This is a genomic window from Acinetobacter sp. GW821-FHT09D10, assembly GCF_059416285.1.
Window position 1 is genome coordinate 2614 of sequence record NZ_JBWKOW010000005.1, and the last position, 20516, is coordinate 23129.

Consider the following 20516-nt stretch of genomic DNA (forward strand, 5'->3'; position numbering starts at 1 on the left):
GGGTCAATCACTGGCACATTCGGTGCTGTGGTATCTACTGTATATGTTTGTGTGTCGTTAACAGTACTGCTATTACCTGCTGCATCTGTAAACGTTACTTTCGCATCAATGGTTTTATCTGCATCTGCCGTTAAGCCACTACCCGGTATGCTTACTGACCATGTACCTGCAACCTTGTCTACAGTTGCGGTATAAGTCACCCCATTAATAACAACTGTAACGGCTGTATTCGCCGCATCTGTTGGAATATTTTTAAGAACACCAGTAATCGTAACGTTACCAGCTGCTTCTGATGAATTGATTACATTATCTGAAGTAACAGGATTAACTGAGAAAGTTACCCCATCTGTATTTGGTGGTGTTGTGTCGGTAGGTGTTGAAGAGTCGTCATCATTGCTATCACTGTTTGATGCTGCTGCAATGATACCACCCGCAACTAATGGGATAGCCCATAACCATGGGTTTATGCCCGCATCATGATAAAGCAATGGTTCAATTGAAGAAATAGGCTGATAAATAACATCAGACACCAACTCTTGTGGTGCCTCTGCAGGTAAAGCGGCTGGTAAATCTTCAGCTACGAGTGCTTGTGGTTCAACATCACTGTCGGCATCCGCATCGGCATCCGCATCCGCGTCTGCATCATTTTCAGCATCTTTGAATTTTGCCCAGATTAACTGTCCATTTTCATCTTGAAAAACAAGGCTGTTATCTTTAGGCTCAGCTGTTCCACTAAAGAAGCCTTCAATAACAATAGTTTCACCGTTTTTAAGGCGAATGACTGCATTGGTTCCCTCCCTATTCACTACCAATACATCACTGGCAGCCACTTTTACTAATACCACCGACGCTTCTGTAAGCGATGCGGAAGTTCCCTTGATGGTTGACAAGGTGTCGTGACTATCCTTGGCAATAATTTGTATTTCAGGCATATCTGTATTCCTTTTATATTATTGATTTAAATGATTTTATGTATAATTCTTTTTACTTAATGTTTTCAAGTTTTTGACCTACAACTTAAAAACATTAAGTAATGTGATCATTTTTACATTAAACACTTTAAAATAAAAAAAACAAATACTAAAGTACCTATAGAAAAAATTTTAATTAATACAAATTATATATAAGTCTTCTTTAAGTTTTTCTTGTGTTAATTTAACTAAAAATTGCATTAAATGTTTTATATATAAAACAAATTTAATCTTTTATTATTTACCATTTGTTGAAATGTCATTTAATTAAAATATTCATATAACAATTATTAATATCTTAATAAAATAAAATATATTATTAATGATATATATAGAAAAAAAAGGCTTTAGGTAATATTTTACTATTACACTAAAACCTAATTTTTAAATATCTTATAAAATTTAAAACTGAAAATATTTAGAAATTATCAGGACTCTCAAATCGTTTTACTTCTTGTAACTTATTTGGGTCATGCATTGTTGCAATTCCATCTTCAGTTTTTTGGTCTACCAGAATATCCGGATTAAAAACGGTAATCGTTTCTCTACCCAGTGCATCTTCACCTACAATATATTGAAAGCCTCTCCGATTCATCTTATGACACAATCTTTGATATAGACCTTTTAGTCCTTCGGTTTCTTCATTCGGATTGTAATAGAAAGCATTCATCACAGCTGGTAGGCCTAGACCACATACAATGCCTGACAACAACACACTAATAAAAGTATAGCCAATCAGGATACTGCTATATGGACTTAATGCGGGAATATTGGCAACTGCCAAAATCAGTGCAAGTGAAATCCCCCCTCGTACCCCACCCCAAGATAAAATGGTTAAACTACCATTATAACTTTTCATTTTCCGCATGTTCGGGAAAAAGGCAAAAGCCATAAAGTTGGCAGCAAAACGAGAGATATGAAGTATAAAGAATGCAACAATACCACCTAAAATTAGGCTAAAGTTTAAATCAAGAATAAATAACTCTAAGCCAATTAAAGTAAACAGGAATGAGTTGATAATTCCTTCTACGGTATGCCAAAAATGATTAATTTCTTGAATCTCTCGCTCTTCTCGTATTTCTTTCCATTTGTTTCCAACAATTAAACCGCCAATTACACAAGCAATTGGTGCTGATGCATGAGCAAACAAAGCAACCAAATATGCTCCACTCGCGAGCAAAGCTGTTGTTAAAATCAGAGACTCCATTTCGTGTTTACCACGTAATAGACGCAACACCCCTACTCCAAATGCCCAACCAATTCCGACCGCAACAACGATTTCATAGAGTAAAGCTTCTAGTGTCGCTATCAACGAAAAATGTTCACCTTGTAAAACATTGAGCAAGGTCATAAATAATGCAATACACATTGCATCATTAAACAGTGACTCGCCTTCTAGTTTAACAATCAAATGATGCGGCGCACGAATCGAACTCAGTACACCTTTAATACCAATAGGATCTGTTGCCCCTAAAGCTGCACCTAAAAGTAAAAGCACCAGAATTGGCACATGATATCCAACCAGTAGTTGGAACCCATAGAGCAATCCACCAAATAAAACGGCGCAAATGACTAATGCAATGGTGGCCAAAATACTGATTTGCTTCCAGTAACTTCTTAAATCAGAAATTTTAAATTTAAGTGCTGAAGAAGTTAGAATAAAACAGATCACACCATTAATTAAAAAATCGTAGAAGTCGATATGGCGTACTACTTCCTCAATATGGTGGATATTGATGGTAATAAATTCGTTACCATTTAACAGACTAGCCCCCCATTGCAAAATAAAGACAAAAATTGCCGAAACCAGAGGTACACCAATAGCCTGTGGAAAGCCCAAAATACGCTTATTAAAAATCGTGGTGGCTATTGAGAGCGCAAAAACCACTGTAAGTGCTTGTAGTAGAAAAAAATTACCCATGAATACCCTTCTTCTGGGTCAACGACCAAATAAAAGAAACTTTGCTAGATCGACCAAACTGAACAAAAAAGCTGGCATTAACAATGCCATAATTTAAAAAACAAAAACTAGGACACAAGTTTAACGAATTGATTGAACAATCTATCACTCTGTTAAATTTCTTAACATTATTTATAGTTATGATCTCAAGAAAAATGGATGAGCTTCTTAAATATGTTTAACAAGACTCACCCTATAGAATCTTAAACTGGATTATTAAAAGTATCACATTGGTTAATATCGCCAGTTTTTAAACCGACCTGAAACCAGTGCATTCGCTGTTCACTACTACCATGAGTAAAGCTATCTGGAACAACCTGACCAGTAGAGCGCTTCTGTAAATAATCATCTCCAATTTTTTGAGCAGCATCCATCGCTTCTTCAATGTCACCTTGCTCTAAAAATTGTGTACGTTGCTGATTATGACTCGCCCAAATACCAGCCAAACAATCAGCTTGCAACTCTTGGCGAACAGATAATTGATTACCTTCTCTTTGGCTCACTTGTGCACGGGCTTGTTGTACTTGTGAAGAAATACCAAGCAAGGTTTGAACATGATGCCCTACCTCATGTGCAACAACATAAGCTTGAGCAAAATCGCCTGCCTGATCTTGTCTGGAAAGTTCAGATTGGTTTTGCTCACCAGAAATCCCCATTTGCTGACGCATATCTTTAAAGAATTCTGTATCGATATAAACCTTCTGGTCTGCCGGACAATAAAATGGCCCCATTGCAGATTGCGCAGTACCACACCCAGACTGAATCATTCCACTAAACAATACTAATCTTGGCGGTGTATATGTTTTACCTAACTGTTTAAATATAGGAGTCCACGTATCCTCTGTATCAGCCAAAACAGTTCCAACAAAATCAGAGGCTTCTTTTTGCTCGGCTGTTAAACTTTCTGGTGCAGTTGCATTTGACTGTTGTGATGCAGTGACCTGCTGAGTTGCCTGATAAGCTTGTTGGGGGTCAACCCCAAAAAACTTCCACGCAACAAATGCAACAACCAAACCAATAATGCTGATACCACCTGCTCTAACACCGCCACCACCTCGACGATCTTCAACATTGGTACTAATTCGACGACCTTTCCAGCGCATAATTTCCCTCTTATTTTAGAATGGCATCATGAACCCGATGCTTTTTTTGGCCACATTTTTTGTATTAAGCTCACAATTAATAAAACAATTGCACCAGCAACCAGTCCTATTACAAAGTTAACCAGCGTCGGTGTTAAAGCGCCAATGATATTTCCTACCGCTGGTATAGTCTCAACATGGTCCACTGTATTTTCAGTTAAATGATGTAGTAAAGGAATAGTATGATTAATAATCCCTCCCCCTACCAAAAACATTGCAATAGTGCCAACAATAGAAAGTAACTTCATCAAAATAGGTGCAAATGCGAGCAAGCCACGACCTAAAGTCTGCTTAAAAGATGCCGTTTGATCTGTTAGATATAATCCAAGATCATCAATCTTAACAATCATGGCAACCAAGCCATAAACACCAATTGTCATCACAACTGCAATAATGCTGAGTACACTTACTTTAGTCATTAAGGTAGCAGTAGCAACGGTACCCAGAGAGATCACAACAATTTCTGCAGATAAAATAAAGTCTGTGCGAACAGCACCTTTGATTTTATCTTTTTCAAATGTTGCTAAATCTAATTCTTCGTTTTCAAGCTCTGCTTTGGCCTCCTCAGGAGTAGAGGACTTTTTATGCATAATGGTATGAAGAACTTTTTCCACTCCCTCATAACATAAAAATAAGCCACCTAGCATTAACAAAGGATTAATGAGCCAAGGTGCAACCACACTAATTAATAATGCTAAAGGAACTAAAATAAGTTTATTAACAAATGAGCCTTTAGCCACTTTCCAAACAATAGGAAGCTCACGATCTGCACGAACACCTGTGACTTGCTGAGCATTCAAGGCTAAATCGTCACCTAAAACTCCGGCAGTTTTCTTTGCTGCCATTTTGCTCATTAAAGCAACGTCATCTAAAATTGTTGCAATATCATCTAGTAATAAAAGTAAGCCACTTGCCATTTCTTATCCAAGTTTGTATTTATTACGCTATTGTAAGATGATTTTTTTGAATTTCTGTAATTTTACTGAATAAATTCACAATATTATTTTAAGAAAAGTTTACCCAATCGCTGACGAATTTTTTTTATTTCCCGTACAATAATGCCAATCTTTTATATTGCAGGGCTTACTACCCCTGATTAAGCCAATAAGACAGTGGAATAAATAATGAGTAATGTTGATCAGCGTCCAATTATTTTGACAGGCGACCGCCCAACCGGACAACTTCATCTTGGGCATTTTGTCGGTTCTTTGCGTTCTCGTGTAGGTTTACAGGATAGCCATCATCAACATCTCTTATTAGCAGATGCTCAAGCATTAACAGACAATGCAGATAATCCAGATAAAGTCCGTCGCAATATTTTGGAAGTTGCTCTAGATTATTTAGCTGTAGGCATTGATCCAACAAAAACCACGATTTGCGTACAATCATGCTTGCCAGCACTGAATGAGCTCACCATGCTCTATCTTAACTTCGTGACGGTTGCACGCTTAGAACGCAACCCGACCATTAAGTCTGAAATTCAAATGCGCGGTTTCGAGCGTGATATTCCGGCTGGTTTCCTCTGCTACCCTGTTGCACAAGCTGCTGACATTACTGCTTTCAAAGCGACTGTGGTTCCAGTGGGTGAAGATCAAATTCCAATGATTGAACAAACCAATGAAATTGTACGTCGAATAAACCGTCAAATCGGCCAAGACCTTTTGCCTGAATGTAAAGCTTTGCTTTCAAATATGGCACGTTTACCTGGTTTTGATGGCAAGGCAAAAATGTCTAAATCATTAGGCAATACCATTGTTTTAAATGCTTCTGATAAAGACATCAAAAAAGCTGTAAATGCAATGTATACCGATCCAAATCATCTTCGTATTGAAGATCCAGGTCAGGTTGAAGGAAACATTGTATTTACTTACTTAGATGCATTTGATCCAAATAAAGAAGAAGTTGAAGAATTAAAAGCGCATTATCGTCGCGGCGGTCTAGGTGATGGAACGGTTAAAAAACGTCTTGAAAGTGTTTTGAAAGAATTGATCAGCCCTATCCGTGAACGTCGTGAAGAACTTGCTAAAGATCCTGACTACATTATGGATGTTTTACGTCAAGGTACAGATAAATGCCGTCTTATTACTCAACAGACCTTAGATGAAGTTAAAGATGGCTTAGGATTATTTAAATTCTAATGCTATTTATAACTAAAAGCCCTTCGGGGCTTTTTTTATGCTTATTTAATCCATAGTATTAATTTTTTAGAATTACTAATGTATCCACTATCATTCACATGCTTTTACCCTATTAACGTGAAGTAACACTTATTAACGCTAATAGCGATGAAGAATTTCTTAACTATCTCTATTATTTGTTATGTAGGTTACATTATATGAACCTCACGACATTTCTCCTTAAACCGAAACTGTTTTTACAGATTCGTTGTTCTACGCAATGATCACCCCAATCATTGCGTATTTTTTTTGCTTAAACATTTTATTTTGTCTTCTTTAGAAATTTTATTTTTGATTTATAGATAAAAAAACACCGCATCATTTTCAGATGCGGTGTTTTTTAAGATTCAGGATAAAGCGATTAAGCTAAACCTTTCTCTTTTAAAACTTGCAACATTGTTGAACCAAGCTCAGCTGGGCTACGAGTGTAAGCCATTCCAGCGCGTTCAAATGCAGCGAATTTCTCTTCAGCAGTACCTTGACCACCAGAAATAATCGCACCAGCGTGACCCATACGCTTACCTTTAGGTGCAGTTACACCAGCAATGTAACCTACTACAGGCTTAGTCACGTTAGATTTGATGAATTCAGCAGCTTCTTCTTCAGCTGTACCACCGATCTCACCGATCATGATGATAGCATCAGTATCTGGATCGTCTTGGAACAATTGAAGAGCTTCGATTTGGTTCATACCTGGGATTGGGTCACCACCAATACCGATACAAGTAGACTGACCTAAACCAAGCTTAGTTGTTTGAGCAACAGCTTCATAAGTCAATGTACCTGAACGTGAAATGATACCAATACGACCTGGTTGGTGAATGTGACCAGGCATAATACCAATCTTACATTCACCCGGAGTGATCACGCCTGGGCAGTTAGGACCAACTAAACGAGTACCGTTACCGTTAGTTTCTAAGTAGCGTTTTGCTTTAAGCATGTCGATTGTTGGAACACCTTCAGTGATCACAACGATTAGGCCAACACCTGAATCAACCGCTTCAACGATAGAGTCTAAAACGAATGGAGCTGGTACATAGATTACAGATGCATCTGCATTTGTTTCACGTACAGCTTCTTTCATTGTGTTGAATACTGGCAAGTCAAGGTGAGTTGTACCACCTTTACCTGGAGTAACACCACCAACAACTTTTGTACCGTAGTCTAAAGCTTGTGCAGAGTGGAAAGTACCGTTTTTACCAGTAAAACCTTGTACCAATACTTTAGTGTCTTTATTAATTAATACGCTCATGATTGATACTCCCCTTACGCTTTAACTGCAGCTACAACTTTTTCTGCGGCATCAGACAAGCCATTCGCAGAAATTAATTTCAAACCAGATTCATCAAGTAATTTAGCACCTAACTCAGCGTTGTTACCTTCTAAACGAACAACAACTGGAACAGTTACGTTTACTTCTTGAACCGCTGCAATAATCGCTTCAGCAATCATGTCACAACGTACGATACCACCGAAGATGTTGATTAAAACACCTTGTACAGATGTATCAGCAAGGATGATTTTGAACGCTTCGATTACACGTTCTTTAGTTGCACCGCCACCAACGTCAAGGAAGTTTGCAGGCTGACCACCATAAAGTTTAATGATGTCCATAGTTGCCATTGCAAGACCAGCACCGTTAACCATACAACCAATGTTACCTTCTAAAGCAACATAGTTAAGATCAAATTCAGATGCTTTTAATTCACGCTCATTCTCTTGAGATTTGTCACGTAAAGCAGCAACTTTAGGTAAACGGTAAAGCGCGTTAGAATCGATACCAACTTTTGCATCTACACATAAAATATCGCCATTTTCACGAACTGAAAGTGGGTTAATTTCGAATAATGCAAAGTCATTTTCTACAAATGCTTGGTAAGCAGCAGCCATAATTTTAACAAACTGGCTGATTTGCTTGTCTTTCAAACCTAAAGCAAACGCAACTTCACGCGCTTGGAATGGTTGTAAGCCAACTAATGGATCAACTTCAACTTTGATAATTTTTTCTGGAGTTTCTTCTGCAACTTTCTCGATTTCTACACCACCTTCTGTAGAAGCCATGAAAGTAATACGACGGCTAGAACGGTCTACAACCGCGCCCAAGTAAAGCTCACGCTCAACTGGGTATACGTCTTCAGCAACAATAATGCTGTTTACTGGTTGACCATTTGCATCAGTTTGATACGTTACAAGACGAGTACCAATAATGTTGTTTGCAAATTCGATAACATCTTCTTTAGATTTTGCAACTTTAACGCCACCAGCCTTACCGCGACCACCAGCATGAACTTGCGCTTTCATTACCGCGAATTTACCACCAAGCTGTTCGAATGCAGCAACTGCTTCGTCTGCATTGGTTGCCAAGATACCTTCTTGTACCGGCATACCATATTCTTTCAATAACGCTTTAGCTTGATACTCATGTAAGTTCATTTAGTTACCTACTTAACTTTGTTTGTTGTCTTCAATTTGCGCAACATTCTCATGTTGTATATGCAAATTGCTGTCTACTCTATCACCTTGATGTTTTTTTAATCACACCATCAAATGTGAAAAAGAGCGGAGAACCGCTCTTTATTTTATTTACGCTTACGTTGAATCGCGTGAATTGCACGACCATCTACAGCAAGTGCAGCTTCATGAACAACTTCAGAGAATGTTGGATGACCAAATGTCATTAACTGAAGGTCTTCAACAGAAGATACAAATTCAAGTGCGATCATACCTTGGTGTACGATATCAGATGCAGCAGGTCCAATGACATGCATACCTAATAAACGGTCAGTTTTTGCATCAGCAACGAACTTAACGAAACCAGCACCTTCACCCGCAGCTAAAGCACGACCATTTACAGCAAAACCGAATTGACCAGTTTTAACTTCATGACCTTTTTCTTTAGCTTGTTCTTCAGTTAAACCAACCCATGCCGCTTCCGGATGCGTATAGATAACAGAAATGATTGTGTCATAGTTCACTTGAGCTGCATGACCGTGGATACGCTCAACAGCCATTACACCTTCTTCCATTGCTTTATGAGCAAGCATTGGACCGCGAACCAAGTCACCAATTGCATATACACCTTCTACAGAAGTTGCACAGTAATCGTTTACTTCAACTAGACCACGTTCAGTCAATTTAATACCTGAATCGTCTGCCAACAAACCTTCTGCATAAGCTTTACGGCCTACACAAACGATTAATTTGTCAAAAGTCTGAGTTTTTTCTTCGCCACCTTGAGTGTATTTAACAGTCACTTCGCGACCATTAACTTCAGTACCAGCAACTTTAGCGCCAATACGAATATCAAGACCTTGCTTAGTTAAAAGTTTTTGGTAGTCTTTTGCCAAAGCTTTATCAGCCATTGGTAAAAATGCATCCATTGCTTCAAATACAACAACTTCAGAACCAAGACGACGCCAAACAGAACCAAGCTCTAAACCGATTACACCAGCACCAATAACACCTAAACGTTTAGGTACTTCTGGGAAGTTTAATGCGCCAGTTGAATCAACAATAATATCTTGATCTACAGGAGCTACTGGAATATTTACAGGTACAGAACCAGACGCAAGAATCACGTATTTAGGTTCTAAAACTTGAGTCTCACCTTCGTGTGAAACAAACTCAACTTTTTTACCAGCAAGTAATTTACCAGTACCTTTTAACCACTCAATACCATTGCCTTTAAGCAATTGATCGATGCCACCAGTTAATTGGTCAACAATTTTGTCTTTACGAGCAAGAAGCTTAGCAAGATCAAAATTCACTTCACCTGTAGTAATACCGTGATCAGCTAAATGATGCACTGTATCTTCATAACGATGAGAAGAATCAAGTAATGCCTTAGAAGGAATACAACCTACGTTTAAGCATGTACCACCTAAAGATGGCTTACCATTGTGAATACGTTTTTCGATACAAGCGACTTTAAAGCCTAGTTGAGCAGCACGAATTGCAGCTTCATAACCACCAGGACCACCGCCAATAACAACAAGATCAAATTGTTGAGACATTGTTTATCTCCATGGTCCGAGATAGAGGATCACTCTATCTCGGTAATATTATTCGAAGAAATTAAAGATCAAGGATGAGTTTAGCTGGTTCTTCTAACAATTCTTTGATTGCTACTAAGAAACCTACTGCTTCTTTACCATCAATCATACGGTGGTCATAAGAAAGCGCTAAATACATCATTGGCAAGATTTCAACTTGACCATTTACAGCCATAGGACGCTCTTGGATTTTGTGCATACCCAAGATACCAGTTTGCGGCTGATTCAAAATTGGAGTTGAAAGTAATGAACCGAAAGTACCACCATTAGTAATAGTGAAAGTACCACCAGTCATTTCTTCGATAGATAATTTACCATCGCGCGCTTTAGCAGCATAAGCACCAATACCTGCTTCAACTTCTGCATAGCTCATACGATCAGTATCACGTAATACTGGAACAACAAGACCACGATCAGAAGATACTGCAACACCGATGTCATAGTAACCATGATAAACAATATCATCGCCATCAATTGAAGCATTTACCGCAGGATAGCGCTTAAGTGCTTCAGTTACAGCTTTAACAAAGAATGACATGAAGCCTAAACGAGCACCATGGCGTTTTTCAAACGCATCTTTATATTGCTTACGCAATTCCATGATTGGCTTCATGTTAACTTCGTTAAATGTAGTTAACATTGCAGTTTCTTGAGTTGCAGAAAGAAGACGCTCAGCTACACGCTTACGTAAACGAGTCATTGGAACGCGTTTTTCGATACGCTCACCAACAGCTACGCTTAACGGAGTAACGTTAGCAGCTGGTTTAGTTTGATGGTTTGCCACATCTTCTTTAGTGATACGACCACCGCGACCAGTACCTTGTACGTCAGCAGCAGCAATACCAGTTTCAGACAAAGCTTTACGAACTGCAGGAGCTTGACCAGATACAGCTTCAGTGCGCTCAACAACAGGAGCTGCACCAGCTTGAGTTTGAGCAACTGCTTGCTCTACTGCAGGAGCAGCCGCTGCACCAGCACCAGCTTCAAACTGAGCAATCACTTCGTCAGAAAGAACTGTATCGCCTTCACCTTTAATGATTGCAACTAAGCTACCATCTGCAGGAGCAACCACTTCTAAAACAACTTTGTCGGTTTCAATATCACAGATTACTTCATCACGTGATACAGGTTCACCCACCTTTTTGTGCCAAGTTGCGATGGTTCCATCTGCAACAGACTCTGGGAATACCGGTGCTTTAATTTCGGTTGCCATTATTGAGAATCTCCTGATTGTTCAGCTTCGATTGCCAATGCATCATTAATTAGCTGAGCTTGTTGTTTTGCATGCAAGTACGGTGAGCCACAAGCTGGTGCAGCAGAAGCTTCACGACCTGCAAAACTGATACGGATTTGTTTGCCAGATTTTAAGATATCGTCATATAAACGAGGTGCGATAAATAACCAAGCGCCTTGGTTCTTCGGCTCTTCTTGTGTCCAAACAAGTTCTTTCACGTTTGGATATGCAGCCAAGATTTCCGCAAGACGTTGTTCTGGATATGGATATAACTGTTCAATACGTACGATTGCGACGTTAGTTAAGTTTTGTTCACGACGTTTTTCGAGTAAGTCGTAATAAACTTTACCGCCACAAAGTACAAGACGAGTTACATCTGACTTGTTAATTTGATCGATTTCGTCAATTACAGTCTGGAATGAACCATTTGCAAGCTCTTCTAAAGTAGAAGTAGCAAGTTTATGACGAAGTAAAGATTTCGGTGACATTACGATCAATGGCTTACGAATTGGGCGTACAGCTTGACGACGTAATGCATGGAAAATCTGTGCAGGTGTCGTTGGAGTGATCACTTGCATGTTATCTTCAGCACATAACTGTAAGAAACGTTCTAAACGAGCTGACGAATGCTCTGGGCCTTGACCTTCGAAACCGTGAGGTAACAACATTGTCAAACCACAAACACGCTCCCACTTAGTCTCGCCAGAAGCAATAAACTGGTCAATTACAACCTGAGCACAGTTTACGAAGTCACCAAATTGTGCTTCCCAAATAATTAAGCTCTTAGGAATTGTAGTTGCATAACCATATTCAAATGCAAGAACAGCTTCTTCAGACAATAAAGAATCGTAAATTGCAAAACGAGGTTGGTTCTCTTTGACATTGCAAAGTGGAATATATGTTGAACCATCAACTTGGTTATGCAATTTTGCATGACGGTGCGAGAATGTACCACGCCCAACGTCTTCACCAGTAATACGAACAAGGTAATCCTCATCAATCAAGGTTGCGTAAGCTAAAGTTTCAGCAGCACCCCAGTTCAATGCAATTTCACCAGTTTGCATTTTCACACGATCTTCAATTACTTTTTGCACTTGACGCTGCATAACAAATCCTTCCGGAAGTTTGCTCATGCCTTCGCCTAATTCTTTTAAGCGATTTAAGTCAAATGAAGTATCCCAATCGTCTGTGTAGTCATGGCCCAAATAAGGCGTCCAATCAACAAACATTTTCGTATTTGGTTCAAGTACTAAAGCATTTGCCACATGGTTTCCGGCTTCTAAATCTGCACGGTAATCTTCAACCATTTGGTCTGCTTCAGCACGATCAATTACTTTTTGTTGAACAAGCTGATCTGAATAGAGTGTACGAGTTGTTGCTTTTTTAGCAATCACTTGATACATCAATGGTTGTGTACCAGATGGCTCATCTGCTTCGTTATGACCACGACGACGGTAACAGAACAAGTCAAGCACAACATCTTTACGGAATTCGTGACGGAAATCATGTGCTAATTGAGTAGCAAAGATTACTGCTTCAGGATCATCGCCATTCACATGGAAAATTGGCGTCTGAATCATTTTTGCAACGTCAGTACAATATTCAGTAGAACGCGCATCACGTGGATCAGAAGTTGTAAAACCAACTTGGTTGTTCACGATAATGTGTACAGTACCACCAACCGTATAGCCACGAGTTTGTGACATCTGGAAGGTTTCCATGTTCACACCTTGACCTGCAAATGCAGCATCACCATGAACAATTACTGGCAATACATCATCACCGCCGATGTCTCTACGACGCACTTGACGTGCGCGCACAGAACCTTCAACTACAGGACCAACGATTTCCAAGTGAGATGGGTTAAATGCTAATGCCAAGTGAACTTCGCCACCTGGAGTCATTACATTACTTGAGAAACCTTGATGGTATTTAACGTCGCCAGAACCTTTCTTATGAATAGCCTTACCTTCAAACTCGCCAAACAAGTCTGCAGGGTTTTTACCCATAATATTAACAAGAAGATTTAAACGGCCACGGTGTGGCATACCAATAACAACTTCTTTACAACCAACAGCACCAGCACGTTGAATGATTTCATTCACCATAGGAATAAAAGATTCACCACCTTCTACACCAAAGCGTTTAGCACCAACGTATTTATTACCTAGGAATTTTTCAAGCCCTTCTGCAGCGGTTAAACGCTCCAAGAACCCTTTCTTTTGATCATTTGTAAAATTAAGCTGACCACGAACACTTTCAAGACGTTGTTGAATCCAACGCTTTTCTTTTGTGTCCACGATATGCATATATTCAACACCGATTGAACCACAATAGATTGCTTCCATTGCTTCAATCATTTCAGCAAGCGTTGCTTCGCTTTTGCCAATCTCAAGATTGCCTGTGTTGAATACTGTGTCTAAATCTGATTTGGTTAAACCATGTGCTGAAAGATCTAAATCAGGAATATCTTCACGCTTAGCAAGACCTAATGGATCTAATTTAGCTTTTTGATGTCCACGATTACGATAAGCAGCAATAAGTTGTAAAACGCCAATTTGACGACGTTCATGCTCAGTACTTACCGTACTTTGTACAACAGGTTGAACACGATTAGCATTACGTCCTAGTAATAGGAATTGCTCACGCACAGCGCCGTGTGGTTGGTCACCCTTTGGATATTTATCGAAATATTGGCGCCAGTCCTCAGCTACAGAGGTTGGGGAAGACAGGTACTGCTCGTAAAGTTCTTCAATATACGCTGCACTATCAGCGGAAAGTTCAGTGTCAAGACGCAATGCGTCAGCAACTTCTTGCATTTGTGGACCCATTTCCTATTGCAAAAAATATTACAGGCTGCCTTTTAAGCACACCCATGATGCATAATGCCAAATTGGTAAAAAAGGCATTACTTACCCAACAGGTCTTTAAGACCATGGGGCGTCATACTACCTAGAGAGGAAACTCCATAGGTAATTAATGAATCACAACACCCTCAATGGCATCATCACTCACCTTATACTCGATTAAAACCGAGCAATTTTTTGCAAATCTTTTTAGAAAAATTAACTTTAAAATTAACTTTTCTAAAATGACTTTAACCATAAAAATTAAGCACAGATCTAAGATCGTGCTACTTAAATTAATTTCACTAGTATACGCTTTTTTCACCTATAACTTTGTGGCAAATCGTATCATGTTCTTAACGAACGATTGATTTTTTTGACACATACCACCTATAAACTGGCGAAATACATATGCGATTTTATCTTTTAATATATGGTGCAATATATAAAAACCTCATCTTTTTCGACCAAAGTCTAAAGTTTACATTATAAAGTTAAAAAAAAACGCACATCAAGGATGTGCGCTTTCTATTTGTGCAGAATTAACCCGCTTGATCTAATAGCATATTACGGATATGACCGATTGCTTTTGTAGGATTTAGACCTTTAGGACATACTGACACACAGTTCATAATACCTTTACAACGGAACAAACTAAATGGATCGTCAAGACGAGACAAACGGTCTGCAGTAGCAGTATCACGAGAATCAATAATAAAACGGTATGCATTCAACAATGCTGAAGGACCCAAGAACTTGTCAGGGTTCCACCAGAATGATGGGCATGAAGTTGAACAACATGCACAAAGAATACATTCATACAAACCATTTAAGTGTTCACGCTCTTCTGGAGATTGTAAACGCTCTTTAGGTGGAGCTGGTTGATTATTGATCAAGAAAGGCTGAATCTTGTCATATTGATCATAGAATTGGTTCATATCAACAACCAAATCTTTAACTACCGGCAAACCTGGTAATGGACGAATTACGATTTTCTCTGGTAAATCATTCAGGTTTTCTAAACAAGCCAAACCATTTTTACCATTGATATTCACACCATCTGAACCACAAATACCTTCACGGCAAGAGCGACGGAATGTTAACGTTTCGTCTTGAACTTTCAATGCAAGCAATGCATCAAGCAACATACGGTGCTTATCAGTCAATTCAAGCTTGAAAGTTTGCATGTACGGCGCTTTATCCTTATCAGGATCATAGCGGTAGATTTCGAATGTACGAGTACCTCTACTCATCTTTATACTCCCGATTAGAATGTACGTGGTGCTGGCGGAATTGCATCAACAGTCAACGGTTTGAAGCGCACTGGCTTATATTCCAAACGGTTATCTGATGAATACCATAACGTATGTTTCATCCACTCATCATCACGGCGACCGTATGAATAAGTTGGGTGATCAGCTGGTAATTCATAATCAACTACAGTATGCGCACCACGACACTCTTTACGCGCAGCAGCTGAAATCAGAGTTGCTTTTGCAACTTCATACAAGTTTTCAACTTCAAGTGCTTCAACACGCGCAGTGTTAAATACTCTAGATTTATCTTTCAAGTGGATATTACGCACACGTGGCTCAAGAGCAAGAATCTCTTTTACACCCTTATCAAGCAATGCTTGAGTACGGAATACACCAGCGTGATCTTGAACGATATCACGAATTGCATCAGCAACTTCTTGAGCATTTTCACCAGAAGTTGAATCATCCAACTTACGTACACGAGCTAATGTTTGCCCCAATACATCTGTTGGAAGTGGTGCATATTCATCACCATGATGCTTAGTTACGTAATCGATAATGTGCTCACCAGCAGCTTTACCAAATACAACCAAGTCAAGAAGTGAATTCGTACCTAAACGGTTTGCACCATGTACAGATACGCAAGAACATTCGCCAATTGCATAGAAACCTTTTACAGGTTTAGTGTAGTTGTCTGTACCCACTTCAGGTAAACACACCTGACCATGCATATTCGTAGGAATACCACCCATTTGATAATGGATTGTTGGCACTACAGGAATCGCTTCTTTTGTGATATCAACGTTCGCGAATTTTTTACCAATCTCAAATACAGATGGTAAACGCTTCATGATTGTTTCAGCACCCAAGTGAGTCATATCAAGTAAGATATAATCACCTTTTGGACCACAACCACGACCTTCTTTAATTTCTTGGTCCATAGAACGTGAAACGAAGTCACGTGGAGCCAAGTCTTTTAAAGTCGGTGCATAACGTTCCATGAACGGTTCGCCATCTTTATTACGAAGGATTGCACCTTCACCACGACAACCTTCAGTCAACAACACACCAGCGCCCGCAACACCCGTTGGGTGGAATTGCCAGAACTCCATATCTTGCAATGGAATACCAGCACGAGCAGCCATACCAAGACCGTCACCAGTGTTGATATAAGCATTTGTTGATGCACGGTAAACACGACCAGCACCACCAGTAGCAAATAATGTCGCTTTTGCTTGGAATACTGAAATATTACCAGTTTCTTGATCAATCGCTGTTACACCAAGAACATCACCAGCTTCGTTACGGATCAAATCAAGAGCGATCCACTCAACGAAGAATTGAGTGCCCATTTTCACGTTGCTTTGATAAAGCGTGTGCAATAATGCATGACCTGTACGGTCGGCAGCTGCACAAGCACGTGGAACTGGTTTATCACCATAGTTAGCAGAGTGACCACCGAACGGACGTTGGTAAATTGTACCATCAGCGTTACGGTCAAACGGCATACCCATGTGTTCAAGTTCATACACAACTTTTGGTGCTTCACGACACATAAATTCAATTGCGTCTTGGTCACCTAACCAGTCAGAACCTTTTACTGTATCGTAAAAATGGAAATGCCAGTTATCTTCTTGCATATTACCTAACGACGCACCGATACCACCTTGAGCAGCTACAGTGTGCGAACGTGTCGGGAAAACTTTAGTCAGTACTGCAACCTTCAAACCCGCTTGAGCGAGTTGGTAAGATGCACGCATACCAGAACCACCACCACCAACGATAACTGCATCGAAAGTGAGGTTTTGAATATTTGAATAATCTTCTTTAGGGGTTATCGCGCCCATGATGTCTTCCTATCAATTCGCCCAGAAAATCTGGATACCCCAGATTGCGTACACAAACACTGCAATAATGACAGCCGTCGTCAGTACAAGGCGTAAACCTTTCGCTGAAGGACCCATTTGACGAGTAGTGACATAGTCAGTAAAAACTTGCCACATACCAATCCATGCGTGTGCGATAAGCGATAAAATTGCCAATAAAGAAAAAATCTTCATTGGTAATGTCATCATGAAACCAGCCCACTGTTGATAGTCAAATCCACCTTTGCAGAGAATCCAACCCAAAAGAACAACAGTATAGGCTGCTAGTACAACCGCACTTACACGCTGGATAAACCAATCACGAGAACCTGAACCAGTTAAACCTGTAGCACTTTTCATTAGAACATAATCCATACAAAGGCTGCGATAATGGCTACCACAGATAAGATCAATGAAATTGTCGCTGCAATACGACCACTTTGCAGTTCTTCAGCAAAACCTAAATCTGCAAGTAAGTGCTTCACTCCAGCAATAAAGTGGAATAATAAGCCGGCTACAAATACCCAAACGATAAAACGTACAAGGATATTTCCAAACACGACATTTTTAACGTAGTCAAATCCTTCTGGTGAAGATAATGATTTATCTAAAATCCATAATAGAACTGGTACTAATAAGAAAACGATGACACCTGATAAACGGTGTAAAATTGATGCAATAGCCACGGGTGAGCGTAAATTTACCGCTAACACCTGACCCATGGACAAATTGACAGGTCTGTTGCTTTTCACAGCGGGCATCCTGTAGGTAGAAACTCCGACCGGAGTTTGTTGAATTAATTCCAAGGAAAGCTGGCATTGTTAGGCAAGCACAGCTCATGCCTAACCTATAAACGACACTGAATTATAAAACGCGAAGTATCAAAATACAAACAATCAACTTTCCCATTTAAGCAAAAAACAATTAAATAAGAATCATTCACAATGATATCTCCCTATTCACCCTATTAAAAAGGTATACATAGTTTCATCATGTTATTGTTTAAAATAACTTTTTATTTAATTTCATTTTTTCTGAAATTTCTTTTAAATAAGTAAGTTTTAGACTAAAGATAAAGTTATAAATTCATCATATAAATAGAAAAATGTTAGTAACTCCTCATATTTTCAATAAAAGCTACAATTCAAATAAGTAAACGTACTTATATTCAACCCAAATCAGTCAACCTAAAATACATTTGAAAAAGCAATTTTTACTAGAAATAAGAGTTTTTATTATTTTAATGCAGTTCAATTAGCTATTTTTTATACAATTAAACTTAAAAAAACACCAATATTCTTTGTTACAACTCAATAAAAATAGAGTTTTTTTTGATTAGCAATTTGAAATTACACCATGAGTTTTATGATTTTTTTAATTGGATTGGCATTTTCTACCGACTTGTCATTTTTAATCTTAATTTTAAAATTTGCTTACAATTGTACTCATCCTTCATTTTTTTTCTGCACGTTCTTGTTGAATTGACTTATTATACGATCCCGATGCAGTGATTTTACTGACTTTTTTTTGCTCGGGTCTTGATGACTAACCCTCTGTGGGATCGTCATTTTTTATCCATAAGTATAATTGACAAAATTTCAGTACTCACTAATCTTATAGCAAATTTTGACAGCGTCTGATTCGCACATGAGAACATTAGGATTTCGGGTCAGATCAACATTCACCAGGACAGGAGATCTATTGAATGTCTGAAGCAAATGGCAAAAAAGCCGTATTACATCTTGATGGCAAAGAAATTGGATTACCAATCTACAGTGGCACTTTAGGTCCAGATGTAATTGATGTCAGCAGCATATTGAAAGAAGGTCATTTTACTTTCGATCCTGGTTTTATGGCGACAGCTGCATGCGAGTCTAAAATTACGTTCATTGATGGTGACAAAGGTATTTTATTACACCGCGGTTACCCAATTGATCAGTTAGCAACTCAAGCAGACTACCTTGAAACTTGCTACTTGCTATTAAATGGCGAGCTCCCAACTGCTGAACAAAAAACAGAGTTTGATGCCAAAGTTCGTGCTCACACTATGGTTCACGATCAAGTTAGCCGTTTCTTCAATGGTTTCCGTCGCGATGCTCACCCTATGGCAATCATGGTTGGTGTTGTTGGTGCATTATCTGCGTTCTATCACAACAACCTTGACATTGAAGACATCAATCACCGTGAAATCACTGCGATTCGTCTCATTGCAAAAATTCCAACACTTGCTGCTTGGAGTTACAAATACACAGTAGGTCAACCATTCATCTATCCACGTAATGACTTAAATTACGCGGAAAACTTCTTACACATGATGTTTGCTACCCCTGCTGACCGTGATTACAAAGTAAATCCTGTTCTTGCTCGCGCAATGGATCGTATCTTCACGCTTCATGCTGATCACGAACAAAATGCTTCGACATCTACAGTACGTCTTGCTGGCTCTACTGGTGCAAACCCTTATGCATGTATCTCTTCAGGTATTTCTGCACTTTGGGGACCTGCTCACGGTGGTGCAAACGAAGCTGTACTTAAAATGCTTGATGAAATCGGTAGTGTAGAAAACGTTGCCGAGTTCATGGAAAAAGTAAAACGTAAAGAAGTTAAACTCATGGGCTTCGGTCACCGTGTGTACAAAAACTTCGACCCACGTGCAAAAGTCATGAAACAAACTTGTGACGAAGTTCTTGAAGCATTAAATATCAATGATCCTCAATTAGCGCTTGCTATGGAACTTGAGCGTATTGCATTGAACGACCCGTACTTCGTTGAACGTAAACTTTACCCTAACGTAGATTTCTACTCAGGTATCATCCTTAAAGCGATTGGTATCCCTACAGAAATGTTTACGGTAATCTTTGCACTTGCACGTACAGTAGGTTGGATCAGCCACTGGTTAGAAATGCACAGCGCACCTTACAAAATTGGTCGTCCTCGTCAGCTTTATACTGGCCCGACTCAACGCGATATCAAACGTTAATATTCGAAAGAAAATTAATGATAAAAAAGCTGC

General features: G+C 39.2%; 16 protein-coding genes and 1 pseudogene. 3 read left to right on the forward strand and 14 right to left on the reverse strand.

Translation table 11 applies throughout. The features are described 5' to 3' along the window. From AC07M3_RS12275 to AC07M3_RS12290, 4 genes are all read right to left on the reverse strand, one after another. Positions 1–932 (reverse strand): BapA/Bap/LapF family prefix-like domain-containing protein (locus AC07M3_RS12275; protein ID WP_494599133.1); only part of this gene is annotated, 932 nt, incomplete at its 3' end. A 457-nt stretch (positions 933–1389) separates the two neighbouring features. Then, complete coding sequence (locus tag AC07M3_RS12280) at positions 1390–2892, reverse strand: cation:proton antiporter (RefSeq protein WP_092708989.1); 1503 nt, start codon at positions 2890–2892, stop codon at positions 1390–1392. Between the two features lie 242 nt (positions 2893–3134). Next, positions 3135–4034 (reverse strand): KPN_02809 family neutral zinc metallopeptidase, encoded by a 900-nt coding sequence (ypfJ, locus tag AC07M3_RS12285; protein ID WP_198496739.1) that lies wholly within the window; start codon positions 4032–4034, stop codon positions 3135–3137. Positions 4035–4060: 26 nt separating this feature from the next. Next, the gene (locus tag AC07M3_RS12290; RefSeq protein ID WP_133747836.1) at positions 4061–4990 is read right to left on the reverse strand and encodes a DUF808 domain-containing protein; all 930 of its coding nucleotides are present in this window, start codon (positions 4988–4990) and stop codon (positions 4061–4063) included. Positions 4991–5197: 207 nt separating this feature from the next. On the opposite strand from AC07M3_RS12290, the gene trpS reads away from it, so the two are divergent. Then, entirely contained in the window at positions 5198–6211 is a 1014-nt protein-coding gene (gene trpS, locus AC07M3_RS12295) for a tryptophan--tRNA ligase (protein ID WP_092708983.1), read from the forward strand. A gap of 400 nt (positions 6212–6611) precedes the next feature. On the opposite strand, the gene sucD is transcribed toward trpS, so the two are convergent. The 10 genes from sucD to sdhC all read right to left on the reverse strand — a co-directional run bounded on the left by sucD (position 6612) and on the right by sdhC (position 18264). Further along, entirely contained in the window at positions 6612–7502 is an 891-nt protein-coding gene (gene sucD / locus AC07M3_RS12300) for a succinate--CoA ligase subunit alpha (RefSeq protein WP_003655479.1), read from the reverse strand. 14 nt (positions 7503–7516) lie between these two features. Beyond that, positions 7517–8683, reverse strand: a complete 1167-nt coding sequence (gene sucC, locus AC07M3_RS12305) for an ADP-forming succinate--CoA ligase subunit beta (protein WP_003655470.1) — start codon at positions 8681–8683, stop codon at positions 7517–7519. A 146-nt stretch (positions 8684–8829) separates the two neighbouring features. Beyond that, positions 8830–10263, reverse strand: coding sequence for a dihydrolipoyl dehydrogenase (lpdA, locus tag AC07M3_RS12310; RefSeq protein WP_042897586.1), 1434 nt, complete (start codon positions 10261–10263; stop codon positions 8830–8832). 61 nt (positions 10264–10324) lie between these two features. After that, positions 10325–11515, reverse strand: a complete 1191-nt coding sequence (gene odhB, locus AC07M3_RS12315; protein ID WP_003655463.1) for a 2-oxoglutarate dehydrogenase complex dihydrolipoyllysine-residue succinyltransferase — start codon at positions 11513–11515, stop codon at positions 10325–10327. Beyond that, complete coding sequence (locus AC07M3_RS12320; protein WP_004639167.1) at positions 11515–14355, reverse strand: 2-oxoglutarate dehydrogenase E1 component; 2841 nt, start codon at positions 14353–14355, stop codon at positions 11515–11517. The genes odhB and AC07M3_RS12320 overlap by 1 nt, the downstream gene beginning before the upstream one ends. Positions 14356–14512: 157 nt before the next feature. Continuing rightward, a complete protein-coding gene (locus tag AC07M3_RS12325; protein ID WP_002116082.1) occupies positions 14513–14641 on the reverse strand; it encodes a hypothetical protein in 129 nt (42 codons plus the stop codon). A gap of 283 nt (positions 14642–14924) precedes the next feature. Then, complete coding sequence (locus AC07M3_RS12330) at positions 14925–15635, reverse strand: succinate dehydrogenase iron-sulfur subunit (RefSeq protein ID WP_003655458.1); 711 nt, start codon at positions 15633–15635, stop codon at positions 14925–14927. Between the two features lie 14 nt (positions 15636–15649). Further along, on the reverse strand, positions 15650–17485 hold the full coding sequence (sdhA, locus tag AC07M3_RS12335) for a succinate dehydrogenase flavoprotein subunit (RefSeq protein WP_092708979.1): 1836 nt from the start codon (positions 17483–17485) through the stop codon (positions 15650–15652). 12 nt (positions 17486–17497) lie between these two features. Continuing rightward, positions 17498–17863: a succinate dehydrogenase, hydrophobic membrane anchor protein gene (sdhD, locus tag AC07M3_RS12340; protein ID WP_003655454.1), complete on the reverse strand. Its 366-nt coding sequence runs from the start codon at positions 17861–17863 to the stop codon at positions 17498–17500. Beyond that, complete coding sequence (gene sdhC / locus AC07M3_RS12345; RefSeq protein WP_003655453.1) at positions 17863–18264, reverse strand: succinate dehydrogenase, cytochrome b556 subunit; 402 nt, start codon at positions 18262–18264, stop codon at positions 17863–17865. Before sdhC ends, sdhD begins: the two co-directional genes overlap by 1 nt. A gap of 497 nt (positions 18265–18761) precedes the next feature. Between sdhC and AC07M3_RS12350 the strand changes: the two are divergent. Both AC07M3_RS12350 and gltA read left to right on the forward strand, forming a co-directional pair. Continuing rightward, positions 18762–18842: pseudogene (locus tag AC07M3_RS12350) on the forward strand (hypothetical protein); the annotation flags it as partial. Positions 18843–19208: 366 nt separating this feature from the next. Then, complete coding sequence (gltA, locus tag AC07M3_RS12355; RefSeq protein WP_004789414.1) at positions 19209–20483, forward strand: citrate synthase; 1275 nt, start codon at positions 19209–19211, stop codon at positions 20481–20483. Positions 20484–20516: the final 33 nt, after the last annotated feature.

Bases quoted from the DNA above. Each gene is read 5' to 3' on its own strand.
- sdhC (WP_003655453.1), bottom strand. From the start codon at position 18,264: ATGCCCGCTGTGAAAAGCAACAGACCTGTCAATTTGTCCATGGGTCAG.
- AC07M3_RS12280 (WP_092708989.1), bottom strand. From the start codon at position 2,892: ATGGGTAATTTTTTTCTACTACAAGCACTTACAGTGGTTTTTGCGCTC.
- ypfJ (WP_198496739.1), bottom strand. From the start codon at position 4,034: ATGCGCTGGAAAGGTCGTCGAATTAGTACCAATGTTGAAGATCGTCGA.
- sdhA (WP_092708979.1), bottom strand. From the start codon at position 17,485: ATGGGCGCGATAACCCCTAAAGAAGATTATTCAAATATTCAAAACCTC.
- lpdA (WP_042897586.1), bottom strand. From the start codon at position 10,263: ATGTCTCAACAATTTGATCTTGTTGTTATTGGCGGTGGTCCTGGTGGT.
- sucC (WP_003655470.1), bottom strand. From the start codon at position 8,683: ATGAACTTACATGAGTATCAAGCTAAAGCGTTATTGAAAGAATATGGT.
- odhB (WP_003655463.1), bottom strand. From the start codon at position 11,515: ATGGCAACCGAAATTAAAGCACCGGTATTCCCAGAGTCTGTTGCAGAT.
- AC07M3_RS12320 (WP_004639167.1), bottom strand. From the start codon at position 14,355: ATGCAAGAAGTTGCTGACGCATTGCGTCTTGACACTGAACTTTCCGCT.
- AC07M3_RS12325 (WP_002116082.1), bottom strand. From the start codon at position 14,641: ATGGTTAAAGTCATTTTAGAAAAGTTAATTTTAAAGTTAATTTTTCTA.
- AC07M3_RS12290 (WP_133747836.1), bottom strand. From the start codon at position 4,990: ATGGCAAGTGGCTTACTTTTATTACTAGATGATATTGCAACAATTTTA.
- AC07M3_RS12330 (WP_003655458.1), bottom strand. From the start codon at position 15,635: ATGAGTAGAGGTACTCGTACATTCGAAATCTACCGCTATGATCCTGAT.
- sdhD (WP_003655454.1), bottom strand. From the start codon at position 17,863: ATGAAAAGTGCTACAGGTTTAACTGGTTCAGGTTCTCGTGATTGGTTT.
- gltA (WP_004789414.1), top strand. From the start codon at position 19,209: ATGTCTGAAGCAAATGGCAAAAAAGCCGTATTACATCTTGATGGCAAA.
- sucD (WP_003655479.1), bottom strand. From the start codon at position 7,502: ATGAGCGTATTAATTAATAAAGACACTAAAGTATTGGTACAAGGTTTT.
- trpS (WP_092708983.1), top strand. From the start codon at position 5,198: ATGAGTAATGTTGATCAGCGTCCAATTATTTTGACAGGCGACCGCCCA.